Here is a 15676-nt window from a genome sequence, read left to right as displayed (position 1 = left end):
GTAGGCTGGCCCCGTGAGCAACGAGATCGAGATCGGCCGTGGCAAGCGCGGACGCCGCGCATACTCCTTCGACGACATCGCGGTGGTGCCCTCGAGGCGCACGCGCGACCCGAAGGACGTCTCGGTCGGGTGGCAGATCGACGCGTACCACTTCGAGCTGCCGATCATCTCGGCCCCCATGGACTCGGTCATGAGCCCCGCGACCGCGGTGCAGTTCGGGCGTCTGGGCGGGCTCGGCGTGCTCGACCTCGAGGGCCTGTGGACGCGCTACGAGTCGCCCGAGCCGATCCTCGCGGAGATCGCGGCGCTCGAGCCCGAGGCCGCGACCCGCCGCATGCAGGAGGTCTACGCCGAGCCGATCAAGGCCGACCTCATCACCGCGCGCCTCAAGGAGATCCGCGCCGCTGGCGTGACCGTCGCGGGCGCGCTGTCGCCGCAGCGCACGCAGGAGCACTACCAGACCGTGATCGACGCGGGCGTCGACCTGTTCGTCATCCGTGGCACGACCGTCTCGGCCGAGCACGTCTCGGGCAACGCCGAGCCGCTCAACCTCAAGCGCTTCATCTACGAGCTCGACGTGCCCGTGATCGTGGGCGGCGCGTCGACGTACACCGCGGCGCTGCACCTCATGCGCACGGGCGCGGCGGGCGTGCTCGTCGGGTTCGGGGGTGGCGCGGCGCACACGACGCGTGTCTCGCTCGGCATCCACGCGCCCATGGCCTCGGCCGTCGCGGACGTCGCCGCGGCCCGCCGCGACTACCTCGACGAGTCGGGCGGCCGCTACGTGCACGTGATCGCCGACGGTGGCGTCGGGCGCTCGGGCGACCTCGTCAAGGCCGTCGCGTGCGGTGCCGACGCCGTCATGATCGGCGCCGCCCTCGCCCGCGCCGAGGAGGCGCCCGGCCGGGGCTGGCACTGGGGCCCCGAGGCGCACCACCCGCAGCTCCCGCGCGGCGAGCGCGTGCACGTGGGCACCGCGGGCACGCTCGAGGAGGTCCTGTTCGGTCCTGGTCGCCAGGCCGACGGCACCCTCAACATGGTCGGCGCGCTGCGTCGCGCCATGGCGACCACCGGCTACTCGGACCTCAAGGAGTTCCAGCGTGTCGAGGTCGTGGTCTCGCCCTACCAGCCGCGCTGACGTGGTCACGTTCGTCGAGATCACGGACGAGGACGTCGCGCACGTCGTCGCCCTGTGGCAGACCTGCGGCCTGACCCGGCCCTGGAACGACCCGCACGCCGACGTCGCGCGGGCACGCGCGACGTCGACCTCGACCGTGCTCGTCGCCCGGGGCGGCGACGGCGTCGTCGCGTCGGTCATGTGCGGCCACGACGGCCACCGCGGCTGGATGTACTACGTCGCGGTGGACCCGACCGTGCAGGGCCAGGGTCTCGGCCGTGCCGCGGTCGAGGCGAGCGAGCGGTGGCTCGCCGCGCAGGGCGTGCGCAAGGCCCGGCTCATGGTGCGCGACACCAACGCGCGCGTGCTGGGCTTCTACGCGGCCCTCGGCTATGCCGACCAGGAGTGCGTCGTGCTCGGGAAGGACCTCGCGCCCGCGTGACGCGTCGTGTGCGTGACACGTCTGGCACGTGACGCCTCTGGTCCGTGACGCCGTGCGACGTCTGCAGGTCCGCCCGGTCGTCCACCCACCGGGCCATGCGCCGTCCGCGGCGTGGGTGGTCACCGGTAGCCTGAGCCCCATGACCAGCGAGGACGCTCTGCAGGGGGACCGCACGACGCCGGGGGCGGCCGGACCTCTCGACCCCGACGACCCGGCCGCGGCGTTCGCGCTCGAGCCGTGCGTCGTCGCCCCCTGGCTGCGGCGCCTCGCGAGCGGGCAGGACTCTGGCACCCGCACGAGCACGCTCGCCTTCACGGGCGCGCCGCTCGCGACGTTCCCGCTGTCGTCGGCCGACGACGCGCGCGCGGCCGTCGCGCACGTGCGCGGGGCGCACCGGGCCTGGGCCGCGCGCGGCGCGCGCGAGCGCACCGCGGTGCTCCTGCGGGGGTCCGACCTGCTGCTCGAACGCCAGTCGACCGTGCTCGACCTGCTGCAGATGGAGTGCGGCGTCGCGCGCGCGGCCGCGGTCGACGAGGTCGCGCACGCGGTCGGCGTGGTGCGGCACTACGGGCTGCGCGGCACGCGCTACCTGCGCACGCGCCGCGCGAGCGCGGTGCTCGCGAGCTCGCGCACGCGACGCCGCCCGGCGGGCGTCGTCGGCGTCCTCACGGGGCGCACGGCGCCGCTGGCCCAGCTCGTGGACGCCCTCGCGCCCGCGCTCGTCGCGGGCAACGGGGTGGTGCTGCGACCCGACCCGCAGTGCACGCTCTCGGCGCTGTGGCTCGTGACGTTGCTCGAGGAGGCGGGGCTCCCGTCCGGGCTCGTGCAGGTCGTCGCGGGCGACGAGCACGTCGTGGCGGCCCTCGCGGCGGCGGTCGACCACCTCGTGGTGCGCGGCGCCGACGCCGACGCGCGCGAGCTCGCGGCCGACGCCGCGCGGCGGTGGTCCGGCGTGACCGCGCTGCCCGACACCCAGAACTCGATGTACGTCGCGGCGGACGCCGACCCGTCGGCGGCCGCGCGCGTCGCGGTGCGCGCGTGCTTCACGGGTGCTGCCGGCCCGGGCGGCCGGGTCGAGCGGATCGTCGTGCACGAGGACGTCGCCGACGCGTTCCTCGCCGCGTTCGGCGAGGACGTGCGCGGCCTGCGGCAGGGCACGGGTCTCGACTACACCGCGGACGTCGGGTCGCTGCCGACCGAGCAGGACCTCACCCGGGTGGTCGCCCAGGTCGAGGACGCGATCGGCGGGGGAGCGCGGGTGCTCGCCGGCGCCGTGCACCGGCTCGACGTCGCACCTTTGGCCTACGCCCCGACCGTGCTGGACCGCGTGGCCCCGGACGCGCGCGTGCGCCTGGAGGTCACGGACGGCCCCGTCGTCGTGGTCGACCGCGTGCCGGACGACGCGGCCGCGGTCGCGCTGCTCGGCCGGGACGCCGTGGTGCCGCCCGCGCGCGTGTCCGTGGTCGCGGGGGACGTCGCCCGGGCGCGGCGCATCGCCGTGCACGTGGACGCCCCGACCGTGACGGTCGCGGCGAGCGGGGCGGCCGGTGCGCCCGCGTCCGTCGAGGTCGCCGCGGGCGCCGGGGCAGGGACCGGGCGCCTGCTCGGGCGTGCGGGGGTCGAGGCCGTGACCGTGCCGTCGACCGTCGTGGTGCGTCGTGGCGGGAGCGCGGTGCGCGGGGTGCTCGAGGGCGACGGCCTCGACGCGGCGCTGCGCGCCGACCTCGTGGCCGTGGGGTTGCGCGTCGCGCGGGCGCTGCGCATCGCCTGACCGGCGTGACCATAAAGACCATAACGCCCTGCATGTCTCCGATGTCCGTACTGTGACCGGTCAGCGGGAGGAGCCACCGCCCGCAGGAGACGGAGGTGCGCCATGCGCAACCAGATGCTGGGAACGATCGGCGGGATCGGGGTGCTGCTCCTGACCGCGTGCAGCGGCGGGGAGAGCGACCCGGTGCCCTCGGCCGGGTCCGCGCACGTCGAGCCGTCCGGGCAGGGCTCGGACGGGTACGCCTCGGACGGGCATGAGTCGGACGGGAACGAGTCGGACGGGCACGACTCGGGCCAGAACAGTGACGGCTGGAGCTACACGGGCGACACGGGCCCCGAGGCCTGGGCCGAGCTCGACGCCTCGTACGCGGCCTGCGCGGGCGACGCGCAGTCACCCGTGGACCTCTCCGCCGGGGCCGCCGCGGGCGCGACCGCGGCGCTCGAGCTCGCGTACACCGCGTCGTCCGCCACCGTGACGGACGACGGGCACACGCTCAAGGCCGAGGTCGGGGAGGGCGGGTCGACCGCGACCCTCGACGGGGTCGCGCACGACCTCGTGCAGATGCACTTCCACGCGCCGTCGGAGCACACGGTCGACGGCGAGCCGGCAGCGGCCGAGATGCACTTCGTCCACGCCGCGGACGACGGCGGGCTGCTCGTCGTCGGCGTCCTGGCGACCGAGGGCGTCGAGGACGTGGCCTGGGCCCCCTACCTGAGCGCGGCCGACCTCCCGGCGGGCAGGAGCGTCGAGGTGCCCGTCGACTGGGCCGGTATCGCGCCCGACGTGAGCGCGTACCGGCAGTACCCCGGCAGCCTGACCACGCCGCCGTGCAGCGAGACCGTGACCTGGGTCGTCGCCGACGCGCCCCTCGAGCTCTCGGCCGAGCAGATCGCCGCGCTCGACGCCGCGTTCGACGACAACGCACGCCCCACCCAGCCGCTCGGCGACCGGGAGGTCGTGCTGCACGAGTGACCCGTCAGGCGGTCGCCTCGACCGCCTGACGCGCGATCGCGAGCTCCTCGTTCGTGGGCACGACCATCACGAGCGTGCGCGCCCAGTCGGGCGAGATCGTGCGCGGCTCGCGCGAGCGGGCGGCGTTGCGCTCCGGGTCGACCGCGAAGCCCATGCCCTCGAGGTCGGCGAGGACGGCCGCGCGGACCACGTCGTCGTTCTCCCCGACGCCCGCGGTGAACGAGATGACGTCGACGCGGCCGAGCACCGCGGCGTACGCGCCCACGTACTTGCGCAGCCGGTGCACGTACACGTCGAGCGCGAGGCGCGCCGACGCGTCGCCCTCCTCGATCAGCCGGTGCAGCTCACGGAAGTCGTTCTCGCCCGAGATCCCCTTGATGCCGGAGCGCTTGTTGAACAGGTCGTCGACCTCGTCGACGCTCATGCCCGCGTTGCGCACCAGGTGGAACACGACCGCCGGGTCGATGTCGCCCGTGCGCGTGCCCATCACGAGCCCCTCGAGCGGTGTCAGGCCCATCGAGGTCTCGACCGCGACGCCACCGCGCACGGCCGACGCCGAGGCACCGTTGCCGAGGTGCAGCACGATCTGGTTGATGCTCTCGAGCGGGCGGCCCAGCACGCGCGAGACCTTGCCCGAGACGTAGTGGTGCGACGTGCCGTGGAACCCGTACCGGCGCACCCCGTGCTCGCGCGCGACCTCCTGGTCGATCGCGTACGTCGACGCGGCCTCGGGCAGGGTCGCGAAGAACGCGGTGTCGAACACCGCGACGTGCGGGACGTCGGGCATGAGCTCGCGCGCGACCTCGATGCCCGTCGCGTTGGCCGGGTTGTGCAACGGCGCGAGCGGCGCCAGGTCGCGGACCTGGCGCACCACCGCGTCGTCGACCACGACCGGGGCCGAGAAGACCGCGCCGCCGTGCACGACCCGGTGCCCGACGGCTTGCACGTGCGCGTCGTCGAGCGACGGACCGATCTCGTCGAAGATGCCCAGCGCGAGGCGCAACGCCTCCCCGTGGTCGGCGATCGGGACCTCGCGCACCGTCGTGTTGCCCGCGAACGTGTGCTTGACCCGACCGTTGCCGGACTCGCCGATCCGCTCGACCAGGCCCGACGCGATCGCCTCGCCGCCCACCGGGTGCACGAGCTGGTACTTGAGCGACGACGACCCGGAGTTCAGCACGAGCACCGAGCCGTGCGTGCCGCGCACGCTGCGTCCGGGGGAGGTCGGGGTGCTCATGCGGGGTCTCCGTCCGTCGAGGTGGTCTGCGCCTGGATCGCGGTGATCGCGACCGTGTTGACGATGTCCTGCACGAGCGCGCCGCGCGACAGGTCGTTGACCGGCTTGTTGAGGCCCTGCAGGACCGGTCCGATCGCGACCGCGCCCGCCGAGCGCTGCACCGCCTTGTAGGTGTTGTTGCCCGTGTTGAGGTCGGGGAACACGAACACCGTCGCCTTGCCGGCGACGTCCGACCCCGGCATCTTCGACGCCGCGACGCTCGCGTCGACCGCGGCGTCGTACTGGATCGGCCCCTCGACGAACAGGTCTCCGGCGCGCTCGCGCACGAGCGACGTCGCCTCGCGGACCTTGTCGACGTCGACGCCCGTGCCCGACTCGCCCGTCGAGTAGCTGAGCATCGCGATGCGCTGCTCGACCCCGAACTGCGAGGCCGTGCGCGCCGACGAGATCGCGATGTCGGCGAGCTGCGTCGCGGTCGGGTCCGGGTTGACCGCGCAGTCGCCGTACACCAGGACGCGGTCCTGCAGGCACATGAGGAACACCGACGACACGACCGAGACGCCCGGGACCGTCTTGATGATCTCGAACGACGGGCGGATCGTGTGCGCGGTCGTGTGCGCGGCCCCCGAGACCATCCCGTCCGCGAGGCCGAGGTGCACCATCATCGTGCCGAAGTACGACACGTCCGTGACGATCTCGCGCGCGCGCTCGACCGTCATGCCCTTGTGCGCCCGCAGTCGCGTGTACTCCTGGGCGAACCGGTCGACGTACCCCGGGTCGTGCGGCGACAGCACGCTCGCGGCCTCGAGGTTGAGGCCCAGCTCGATCGCGCGCGCCCGCACCTCCTTCTCGTCGCCCAGGATCGTGAGGTCCGCGACCTGCCGGCCCAGCAGCGTGGACGCGGCCCGCAGGATCCGGTCGTCCGAGCCCTCGGGCAGCACGATGCGCTTGCGGTCCGCCCGGGCGCGCGAGAGCAGCTCGTACTCGAACATGAGCGGCGTGACCGCCGTCGGGCGCGGCAGCGCGAGCGTGCTCAGCAGCGCCTCGCCGTCGACGTTCTGCTCGAACAGCGCGAGCGCGGTGTCGATCTTGCGCTGCGAGTCCTTGGTGACCCGCCCGCGCACGCCCGCCGCGGCGCTCGCGGTGCGGAACGTGCCCATGTCGGTGCGGATCACGGGCAGTCGGGGGTCGAGGTCGGCCACGAGGTCGGCGCTCGTGGGTGGCGGGTAGAAGCCGCCGTTGAGGATGATCCCGGCGAGCGACGGGAACCCGGGCGCGGAGTGCGCGGCGATGAGGCCGATGAGCAGCTCGGCGCGGTCGCCCGGCGTGATCACGAGCGCGCCGTCCGTGAGGCGTTCGAGCAGGTGCTCGAGGTTCATGGCGCCGACGAGCACGTCGAGCACCTCGCGCTTGAGCAGGTCACGGTCGCCGAACGACAGGCGACCGTTGACGGCCTTCATCATGGCCTCGACCGTGGGCGCCGTGAGGAACGGCTCGTCGGGGATCGCCCACGCGGGCAGGTCCGGACGCGCGGTGGTGCCGTCCGCGAGGGCGGCGCGCACGTCCTCGAGGGAGGTCGGGACGCACCGGTTCGCGATGACGCCCACGAGCTGGGCGTGGTTCGCGACGAGCTCGGCGACCGAGACGTCGACGAGCTGGCGCACGTCCGCCGCGGTGCGGTCCCGCCCGGAGACCACGAGCAGCACGGGAGCGCCGAGGTTCGCCGCGATGCGCGCGTTGTACGCGAGCTCGGTCGGGCCCGCGACGTCGGTGTAGTCGGTGCCGAGCACGACCACGGCCTCGCACTTCGCGGCGACGTCGTGATAGCGCGCGACGATCGTCGCGAGCGCGGCCTCGGGGTCGGCGTGGATCTCGTCGTACGTGACCCCGACGCACTCCTCGTAGGTCAGGTCCACGCCGTCGTGCGCGAGCAGGAGCTCGAGCACGTAGTCGTGCTCCTCGCCCTCGACCCGCGAGGTCGTGCGCGCGACGGGGCGGAACACGCCCACGTTGCGCGCACGGCGCGCGAGGAGGTCGAGGAGGCCGAGCGCGACGGTGGACTTGCCCGTCTCTCCCTCGGGGCTCGTGATGTACACGCTGCGAGCCGGCTCGCTCATTCGTCGTCCTTCGTCGAGATGGTGCGTGACCCCGGTCCGCGGACCGGGGTCACGCGGTGCGGGTCACTCGTTGTCGCCCCCGGTGGAGGCCGCCGCGTCGAGGTCCTGCGCGAGGCCCGAATCGCCCGCGTCGGGCCAGACCCAGTCGCGCACCGCGGGGATGTCCTCGCCGTGCGTGCGCGTGTACTGGCGGGCCTCGAGCCGGGCGTCGACCATGCGCTGGCGCAGGCCCGCGTAACGGGTCCGCAGCGACGGCACCCGGTCGATCGTATCGATCACCAGGTGGAACCGGTCGAGGTCGTTGAGCATGACCATGTCGAACGGCGTCGTCGTGGTGCCCTCCTCCTTGTACCCGCGCACGTGGATGTTCGCGTGGCCGGTGCGGCGGTAGGTGAGGCGGTGGATGAGCCACGGGTAGCCGTGGTACGCGAAGATCACGGGCTTGTCCGGGGTGAACACCGTGTCGAAGTCCTTGTCGGAGAGCCCGTGCGGGTGCTCCTTCTCGTCCTGCAGCCGCATGAGGTCGACGACGTTCACGACCCGCACCTTGAGGTCGGGGACCTCGCGGCGCAGGATGTCGGCCGCGGCGAGGACCTCGAGCGTGGGGACGTCGCCCGCGCAGCCGAGCACGACGTCGGGCTCCTCGCCCTCGACCTCGGTGCCGGCCCAGTCCCAGATGCCCAGGCCGCGCGTGCAGTGCGCGACGGCCTGGTCCATGGTCAGGAAGTTCGGCGCCGGCTGCTTGCCCGTCACGACGACGTTGACGTACTGCTTGCTGCGCAGGCAGTGGTCGTACGTCGACAGGAGCGTGTTGGCGTCCGGCGGCAGGTAGACGCGGACGATCTCTGCCTTCTTGTTGACCACGTGGTCGATGAAGCCCGGGTCCTGGTGGCTGAACCCGTTGTGGTCCTGGCGCCACACGTGCGACGAGAGCAGGTAGTTGAGGCTCGCGATGGGGCGCCGCCACGGGATCTCGTCGGTGACCTTGAGCCACTTGGCGTGCTGGTTGAACATCGAGTCGATGATGTGGATGAACGCCTCGTAGCAGTTGAACAGCCCGTGGCGCCCCGTGAGCAGGTACCCCTCGAGCCAGCCCTGGCACTGGTGCTCCGAGAGCATCTCCATGACGCGGCCGGCCCGTGCGAGGTGCTCGTCGACCTCGGGGCCCTCGAACTGCGCGTTCCACTGCTTGTCGGTGGTCTCGAACACGGCCTGCAGGCGGTTCGACGCGGTCTCGTCCGGTCCGAAGATCCTGAAGTTGTCCGGGTTCTGGCGGATCACGTCCGTGAGCCACTGGCCGAGCACCTTCGGCGCCTCGCTGATCGAGCCGCCCGGCACGGGCACGTCGACCGCGTAGTCGCGGAAGTCGGGCAGCCGCAGGTCCTTGAGCAGCAGGCCGCCGTTGGCGTGCGGGTTGTCGCTCATGCGCAGGCCGCCGGCGGGCGCGAGGCCACGGACGTCGTCCGCGACCCTGCCGTCCTCGTCGAACAGCTCCTCGGGCTTGTACGACGCGAGCCAGTCGCCCAGCACCTCGAGGTGCTCGGGGGTGTCGCGCGCGTTGGCGAGCGGCACCTGGTGGGCGCGCCACGAGCCCGTGGTCTTCTTCCCGTCGATCGTGTCCGGCCCGGTCCATCCCTTGGGTGTGCGGAACACGATCATGGGCCACATCGGGCGGGTCAGGTCGCCCTCGGCAGCGCGCGCCTTGATCGCCGAGATCTCGTCGAGGACGTCGTCGAGCATCGTCGCGAACCGGCGGTGGACCTCGACGTGCGGCTCGTCGTCGAACCCGGCGACGAACACGTGCGGCTCGTGCCCGTACCCGCGCATCAGCGCGACGAGCTCGTCGTCGCTGATCCGGGCGAGCACGGTCGGGTTGGCGATCTTGTAGCCGTTGAGGTGCAGGATCGGCAGCACGACGCCGTCCTGGGCCGGGTTGACGAACTTGTTCGAGTGCCAGCTCGTGGCCAGGGGGCCGGTCTCGGCCTCGCCGTCGCCCACGACCGCCGCGACCAGGAGGTCGGGGTTGTCGAACGCCGCGCCGTACGCGTGCGAGAGCGCGTAGCCGAGCTCGCCGCCCTCGTGGATCGACCCGGGGGTCTCGGGCGCGACGTGCGACGGGATGCCGCCCGGGAACGAGAACTGGCGGAACAGCCGGCGCACGCCCTCGGCGTCCTGCGTGATGTCGGGGTAGACCTCGGAGTACGTGCCGTCGAGGTAGGCGGACGCCACGAGTCCGGGGCCGCCGTGGCCAGGACCGGTCACGTAGATGGTCGACTGCTCGCGCTCCGCGATCGCGCGGTTCAGGTGCGCGTACAGGAACGTCAGGCCCGGCGTGGTGCCCCAGTGGCCCAGCAGCCTCGGCTTGACGTCCTCGATCGTCAGGGGCTCGCGCAGCAGCGGGTTCGCGAGCAGGTAGATCTGGCCGACCGACAGGTAGTTGGCGGTGCGCCACCACCGGTCGATCGTCTCCAGCGTCTCGGTGCTGACGTCGCCCGATCCGGCGCGCCAGGCGGTCGAGGTGGGGGTGGTCGTGGTCGTGCTCATCTCACGCTCCCAGGTGCTCGGTGTGGTGACTCCATCCAACCGCAGACGCCTGCCTCCCGCCTGGGAGCGCGCGGCCGTGTGACGAACCAGCACCCCGGAGACGTGACGCAGTCGACCGGCCCGCGGTGCCGGAGCCGTGCCGGGCGGCGGCTACGGTAGGTCCGTGACCGAGCCCGACACCCCGCGCCGCTCCTTCTGGCAGGTCGCGCGCACGCCGCGCATGGTCGGACTGCTCGTGCTGTTCCTCGCCGCGGCCGCGGTGTGCGGCTGGCTCGGGATGTGGCAGATCGACCGCGCGCACGAGCGCGGGCAGCTCGCCGAGAAGCAGGCCGAGGCCGAACGGCTCGACCAGGAGACCGCGGGGCTCGGCACGCTCCTGCCGCCCCAGCAGGGATTCCCCGGCGACCTCGTGGGCCGCAAGACCTGGGTCGAGGGCACCTACGAGCCCGACGGCCAGCTGCTCGTGGTCGACCGCGTGCTCGACGGCGTCGCGGGCTACCTCGTGCTCAGTCCGCTCCGGGTGTCGGACGACGGAACCGGCGGCGCGTCGTGGGCCGACCTCTCGGGGCCGCCGGTGGTGCCCGTCGTCCGCGGCTGGGTCCCGGACACGGCCGCGCTCGACGACGCGGCGCTCGTGCCGCCGTCCGGCACCGTGCGGGTCACCGGGTACCTCCAGGTGGGCGAGGCGACCGACCAGGGCGGGCTGCCCGCGGGGCAGACCGACGCGATCTCGACCGCGGCGCTCGCGAACCAGTGGGGTCCGCCGATCTACTCGGGCTACGTGGTGCTCGCGGAGTCCGACCCGGCGCAGCCCGACGCGGCCGCGGGCGGTCCCGCGCTGCTGCCGCGCCCGACGCTGTCGGGGAGCGAGGGGCTCAACCTGCAGAACGCGTTCTACGCGATCGAGTGGTTCGTGTTCGGCGGGTTCGCGCTGCTCCTGTGGGTGCGGCTCGTGCGGGACGAGGCGTCCGGACGCAAGGGGATCAGCGAGCTCGACCCTGACGCGATCGATCCCGAGGGCGTCGACGCCTGAGCCGACCGGTCGTACTGCGCTAAGGGTTGAAAGCGGACAAGTCTCACGACGTGGGACACCCCTCGCGCATCGATAAGTTCTGACTCCATCCTTTTCCTGCAGGGCGCTGGTGCCCTGCAGCGGACACCGACGTCCGCCGACGAAGGGGAGTCGACATGAAGAAGCACCTCGCACCTGCCGCTGCCGCGCTGATCGCGCTCGGCATGGTGGTCGTTCCCGCCGGCGCGGCGAGCGCCGCGGTCAAGAACGGCACCTTCAGCTGCGGTTCACGCATCGTGGCGGTCACGGCGAGCGCGCCAACCCAGGTCAGCCTCACGGTCGACGGGTACTCGGCATCGCAGCGTTCCGCGCAGGGCGCCGCCGTGACCCTCTACGCATACGACGGAGTCGCGACGTACAGCGCCCGCTCGACCGACAGCTCCGTGGCCGTCAGCTTCCGGTGCCTTCCGCGCTGACCTCCCCTGCTGCTGCACCCGAACGGCCACACCCACGAACCACCGCGCCCGACGACGGACGCGGGACTGCACCACCGAGAGGAACCACCATGAAGCGCAAGATCCTCGCCCCCCTCGCCGCCGGCGTCGTCGCGATCGGCCTCGCCGTCGTGCCGGCGACCGCCGCGAGCGCGGGCTCGACCGGCAGCAAGTCCTTCTCCTGCCCGAACGGCCGCTACGCGGTCGTGACGGCCTCGGCCCTGTGGCAGGTGTCGCTCACGGTCAACGGCGTCACGAAGCAGACCACCTCGAACAACGGCGCGGTGGTCAGCATCCGGACGGGGCGCGTCGCGAACTACTCCGCGAGCACGGTCGCCACGGGTTCCGTGCCGAGCGTGTCGATCGACTGCCGGATCTCCTGACGTCTCGCTCGCCGAACCCGGCGTCCGGGCACGGCGGCTCGCGCCGTGCCCGGACACCGATCTACTCCTGCTGCCAGGACTCCCACAGCCGCGCGTAGTCGCCGCCCGCCGCGACGAGGTCGTCGTGCGGACCGATCTCCGCGATGCGCCCGGCGTCGACCACGGCGACGCGGTCGGCGTCGTGCGCGGTGTGCAGGCGGTGCGCGATCGCGACCACGGTGCGGCCCTCGAGCACGGCGTTGAGCGAGCGCTCGAGGTGCCGGGCGGCGCGCGGGTCGAGCAGCGACGTCGCCTCGTCGAGCACGAGCGTGTGCGGGTCGAGCAGCACGAGCCGGGCGAGCGCGACCTGCTGCGCCTGGGCGGGCGTGAGGACGTGCCCGCCCGAGCCGACCGCGGTCTCAAGGCCCTCGGGCAGCGACTCGGCCCAGCCGAGCGCGTCGACCGCGTCGAGGGCCCCGCGCAGCTCGTCGTCGCTCGCGCCGACCGACGCGAGGCGCAGGTTCTCGGCGAGCGACCCGACGAACACGTGGTGCTCCTGCGTCACGAGCGCGACCTGGCCGCGCAGCTCCGCGAGCGGCAGGTCGACGAGCGGCACGCCGCCCACGGTGACCGTCCCGCCGGTGGGCGGGTGGATGCCCGCGAGCATGCGGCCCAGGGTCGACTTGCCCGCGCCCGAGGGGCCGACCACGGCGAGCCGTTCGCCGCGCGCGAGGTCGAGGTCGATGCCGTGCAGCACGTCATGGCCCTCGCGGTACGCGTACCGCACTCCGCGGGCCTCGAGGGCGTCGCCGTCGGGGCGTTCGCCGGTCGCGGTGCGGTCGTCGTCGACGAGCTCGACCCCGACGATGCGCGCGAGCGCGGTCGCGGCGACCTGGATCTCGTCGAGCCAGAAGATGAGCTCCCACACGGGTCCCATGAGCTGGAACGTGAACATCGCGACGGTCGTGACCGCGCCGAGCGTGACCTGGCCCTGCGAGATGAGCCACCCGCCCCACACGAGCACCGCGATCGGGGCGATCACGAACGACAGGTCCATGCCCGGGTTGAGCACGGTGCGCAGGTTGAGGGTGTACCGCTCGGAGAGGAACGCCTCGTGGATGTCGGCGTCGATGCGTGCCTCGCGCCGGGCCGAAAGGCCGAGCGCGTCGACCGTGCGCGCACCCTCGACGGTCTCGGTGATGGTCCCGTTGAGCTCGGCGTAGGCGGCGGCCTCGCGCAGGTACCCGGCGCTCGCGCGCCGCAGGTACCAGCGCACGGTTGCGAGCATGATCGGCAGGCCGACGAACATCGCGACCGCGACGAGCGGCGCGACGACGAGGGACGCGACGACGGTCAGCGCGACCGTCACGACCGCGACGATGAGGCGCGGCACGCCGAATCGCACGGCGTGCTGGATGCGGTCGACGTCGTTGGTCGTGCGGGCCACGAGGTCGCCCGTGCCGGCGCGCTCGACGGTCGACAGCGGCAGGCGGGTCACGGTCTCGACGAACCGCTCGCGGATCGCCGCGAACACGGTCTCGCCGAACACCATCGACCGCTGCTGCGCGAACCGCATGAGCACGGCCTGCGCCACGACCGCGACGAGACCGATCGCGATGACCTTCGCGACGTACGCGTCGGTCGTGCCCTCGACGACGGCGTCGACGAGGCGGCCGAGGATCAGCGGTCCGACGAGCCCCGCGAGCGCGGCGAGGGTGTGCAGCACCGCGACGAGCACGAGCGGACGCCGGTAGGTGCGCGCCAGGTCGCGCGTGTGCTCGCGCACCTGGCGGGCGTCGGCGACGGGAAGCTTCACGAGCGGGCTCCGATCGAGGTGGCGGGTTCGTCGAGGTTGCGCCCGACGACGGCGCGGTAGCGGGCGGCGGCCGCGCCGCCCTCGGCCTCGGCCGGTCGGTGCAGCAGCTCGCGGTGGGTGCCGTGCGTGGTCACGCGCCCGTCCTCGACGAGGACGACGTCGTCGACGTGGTCGAGCACGAGCGGGCTCGCGGTCACCACGAGCGTCGTCCGCCCGGCGCGGGCCTCGGCGAGGCGCTGCGCGATCCGCGCCTCGGTGTGCGCGTCGACCGCGCTGGTCGGCTCGACGAGCACGAGCACCTCGGGCTCGGTCAGCAGGGCGCGCGCGAGCGCGACGCGCTGGCGCTGGCCGCCCGAGAGCGACCGGCCCTTCTCGGGGAGCTCGCCGTCGAGGCCGTCGGGCACCGAGGAGAGCACGTCGTGCGCGTCCGCGACCTGGATCGCGGCCATGAGGTCGTCCCGGGTGGCGCGACCGCGCACGTCGAGCTCGCCCGCGAGCACGCCCGAGAACAGCTGGGGCGTGGCCTCGGCGACGACGACGCGCCCGCGCACCTCGTGCTTGTCGATGTCGGCGAGCAGCACGCCGCCGAGCCGCACGGGCGTCTCGACCTCGGCTGCGTCGTCGAACCGGCCCAGGCGGGTCGCGATGCGTGCGGACTCGTCGGGGTCCTGGCTCACGAGCGCGACGACGCGGCCCGGCGCGAGCTCGAGCCCGCTGACCTCGTCGACCAGCGGCGACCCGGCGGGCGGTGCGGGCACCCGGCCGGGGGTCGAGCCCGAGGACGGCACGGTCGAGAGCACGCCGACGATCTTCTTGGCCGCGACGTACGCCTTGGTGCTCATCTGGAGCATCTGCATCGCGTTCTGCAGCGGCCACGCGAGGAACGCCGCGTAGCCGTAGAACGACGCGAGCTGGCCGGGCGTGATCTCGCCCGCGACCGCGGCGGTCGCGCCGAGGTACAGCACGAGCGCGACGAACAGGCCGGGCAGCAGCACCGAGAGCGCGTCGAGCAGCGACTGGGTCGCGGCGACCCGCACGCCCGCGCGGCGCACCTGCTGCGACTGCGCGCGGTAGCGGGACGTGAAGACGTCCTCGCCGCCGATCCCGCGCAGGATCCGCAGGCCCGAGACCGTGTCGGCACCGAGCGTCGTCAGACGGCCCGACGCCTCGCGCTGGGCGGCCTGCCGACGCTGCAGCGGCTTGACCAGCAGGGCGAGGATCGCGGCGACCGCGGGCAGCCCGAGGACGATCACGAGCCCGAGCTCGAACGACTGGCTCAGCATGATCCCGGCGACCACGAGGTACGCGACGAGGCTGCCGACGAACCGCGGGAACATGAGGAACACGTCACCCATGCGGAACGCGTCCGTCGCGACCGACGCGACGACCTCGCCCGTGGGGAGCTTCTCCGTGATCGCGTCGCCCGAGCGCGAGACCGACCGGCCGATGAGCTGCGACGTGCGGAACGTCGCGCGCATCCAGTTCGTCAGGTCCCAGCGGTGCCCGAGCGCGGCGGCGACCGTCAGGACGATCCCCACGCCCAGCAGCGCCCCTGCCCAGGTCCACAGGTCGGGGCCGAAGCCTGCCGAGAGCCCGTCGTCGATCGCGCGGCCTAGCAGGTACGGCTGGACGGCCTGCGCGGCGAACGTGATCGAGGACAGCAGCGTCGCGACCGTGAGGACGCCCCACTGCTTGCCGGCGATCCACCGCAGGTAGGCGGCGGGTCCGCGGAGGTCGGGGGTCCCGGGGTCGGTGAGGGGGAGGGATCGCACATGACTAGCATGAGTGAGGT

Annotated in this window: 12 protein-coding genes; 7 read left to right on the top strand and 5 right to left on the bottom strand. The window is 73.3% G+C overall.

What is annotated here, in order from left to right; genetic code table 11:
* Nucleotides 1-13: 13 nt before the first annotated feature.
* The 4 genes from CLV28_RS02060 (at nt 14) to CLV28_RS02045 (ending at nt 4302) form a co-directional block, all read left to right on the top strand.
* Nucleotides 14-1138, top strand: a complete 1125-nt coding sequence (locus CLV28_RS02060) for a GuaB3 family IMP dehydrogenase-related protein (protein ID WP_100421624.1) — start codon at nt 14-16, stop codon at nt 1136-1138.
* A gap of 1 nt (nt 1139) precedes the next feature.
* Complete coding sequence (locus CLV28_RS02055; protein WP_239073145.1) at nt 1140-1559, top strand: GNAT family acetyltransferase; 420 nt, start codon at nt 1140-1142, stop codon at nt 1557-1559.
* Between the two features lie 139 nt (nt 1560-1698).
* Nucleotides 1699-3330, top strand: coding sequence for an aldehyde dehydrogenase family protein (locus CLV28_RS02050; RefSeq protein WP_100421622.1), 1632 nt, complete (start codon nt 1699-1701; stop codon nt 3328-3330).
* 102 nt (nt 3331-3432) lie between these two features.
* The gene (locus CLV28_RS02045; protein WP_100421621.1) at nt 3433-4302 is read left to right on the top strand and encodes a carbonic anhydrase; all 870 of its coding nucleotides are present in this window, start codon (nt 3433-3435) and stop codon (nt 4300-4302) included.
* Nucleotides 4303-4306: 4 nt separating this feature from the next.
* Here the strand turns inward: CLV28_RS02045 and CLV28_RS02040 are convergent, their stop codons facing one another.
* The 3 genes from CLV28_RS02040 to CLV28_RS02030 form a co-directional block, all read right to left on the bottom strand.
* A complete protein-coding gene (locus CLV28_RS02040) occupies nt 4307-5539 on the bottom strand; it encodes an acetate kinase (RefSeq protein WP_100421620.1) in 1233 nt (410 codons plus the stop codon).
* On the bottom strand, nt 5536-7656 hold the full coding sequence (gene pta / locus CLV28_RS02035) for a phosphate acetyltransferase (protein WP_100421619.1): 2121 nt from the start codon (nt 7654-7656) through the stop codon (nt 5536-5538). Before pta ends, CLV28_RS02040 begins: the two co-directional genes overlap by 4 nt.
* 63 nt (nt 7657-7719) lie before the next feature.
* Nucleotides 7720-10200, bottom strand: coding sequence for a phosphoketolase family protein (locus CLV28_RS02030; RefSeq protein WP_100421618.1), 2481 nt, complete (start codon nt 10198-10200; stop codon nt 7720-7722).
* Between the two features lie 163 nt (nt 10201-10363).
* On the opposite strand from CLV28_RS02030, the gene CLV28_RS02025 reads away from it, so the two are divergent.
* From CLV28_RS02025 to CLV28_RS02015, 3 genes are all read left to right on the top strand, one after another.
* Nucleotides 10364-11233, top strand: a complete 870-nt coding sequence (locus CLV28_RS02025) for an SURF1 family protein (RefSeq protein ID WP_239073144.1) — start codon at nt 10364-10366, stop codon at nt 11231-11233.
* 155 nt (nt 11234-11388) lie between these two features.
* The gene (locus tag CLV28_RS02020; protein WP_100421617.1) at nt 11389-11688 is read left to right on the top strand and encodes a hypothetical protein; all 300 of its coding nucleotides are present in this window, start codon (nt 11389-11391) and stop codon (nt 11686-11688) included.
* Nucleotides 11689-11777: 89 nt separating this feature from the next.
* Entirely contained in the window at nt 11778-12089 is a 312-nt protein-coding gene (locus CLV28_RS02015; RefSeq protein ID WP_100421616.1) for a hypothetical protein, read from the top strand.
* Nucleotides 12090-12150: 61 nt separating this feature from the next.
* Here the strand turns inward: CLV28_RS02015 and CLV28_RS02010 are convergent, their stop codons facing one another.
* On the bottom strand, nt 12151-13884 hold the full coding sequence (locus tag CLV28_RS02010; protein WP_100421615.1) for an ABC transporter ATP-binding protein: 1734 nt from the start codon (nt 13882-13884) through the stop codon (nt 12151-12153).
* Nucleotides 13881-15656 (bottom strand): ABC transporter ATP-binding protein, encoded by a 1776-nt coding sequence (locus CLV28_RS02005; RefSeq protein ID WP_100421614.1) that lies wholly within the window; start codon nt 15654-15656, stop codon nt 13881-13883. The genes CLV28_RS02010 and CLV28_RS02005 overlap by 4 nt, the downstream gene beginning before the upstream one ends.
* Between the last annotated feature and the right edge of the window lie 20 nt (nt 15657-15676).

Origin of the sequence: Sediminihabitans luteus (genome assembly GCF_002797595.1) — a bacterium.
Classification (GTDB): Bacteria; Actinomycetota; Actinomycetes; order Actinomycetales; family Cellulomonadaceae; genus Paraoerskovia; species Paraoerskovia lutea.
The sequence above is the reverse complement of the archived record's forward strand: the minus strand, read 5'-3'. Positions and strand labels throughout refer to the sequence as shown.

What these genes read in the sequence shown, in the direction of transcription:
- CLV28_RS02030 (WP_100421618.1), bottom strand. Translation starts at nt 10,200, where the DNA reads ATGAGCACGACCACGACCACCCCCACCTCGACCGCCTGGCGCGCCGGA.
- CLV28_RS02020 (WP_100421617.1), top strand. Translation starts at nt 11,389, where the DNA reads ATGAAGAAGCACCTCGCACCTGCCGCTGCCGCGCTGATCGCGCTCGGC.
- CLV28_RS02050 (WP_100421622.1), top strand. Translation starts at nt 1,699, where the DNA reads ATGACCAGCGAGGACGCTCTGCAGGGGGACCGCACGACGCCGGGGGCG.
- pta (WP_100421619.1), bottom strand. Translation starts at nt 7,656, where the DNA reads ATGAGCGAGCCGGCTCGCAGCGTGTACATCACGAGCCCCGAGGGAGAG.
- CLV28_RS02015 (WP_100421616.1), top strand. Translation starts at nt 11,778, where the DNA reads ATGAAGCGCAAGATCCTCGCCCCCCTCGCCGCCGGCGTCGTCGCGATC.
- CLV28_RS02040 (WP_100421620.1), bottom strand. Translation starts at nt 5,539, where the DNA reads ATGAGCACCCCGACCTCCCCCGGACGCAGCGTGCGCGGCACGCACGGC.
- CLV28_RS02045 (WP_100421621.1), top strand. Translation starts at nt 3,433, where the DNA reads ATGCGCAACCAGATGCTGGGAACGATCGGCGGGATCGGGGTGCTGCTC.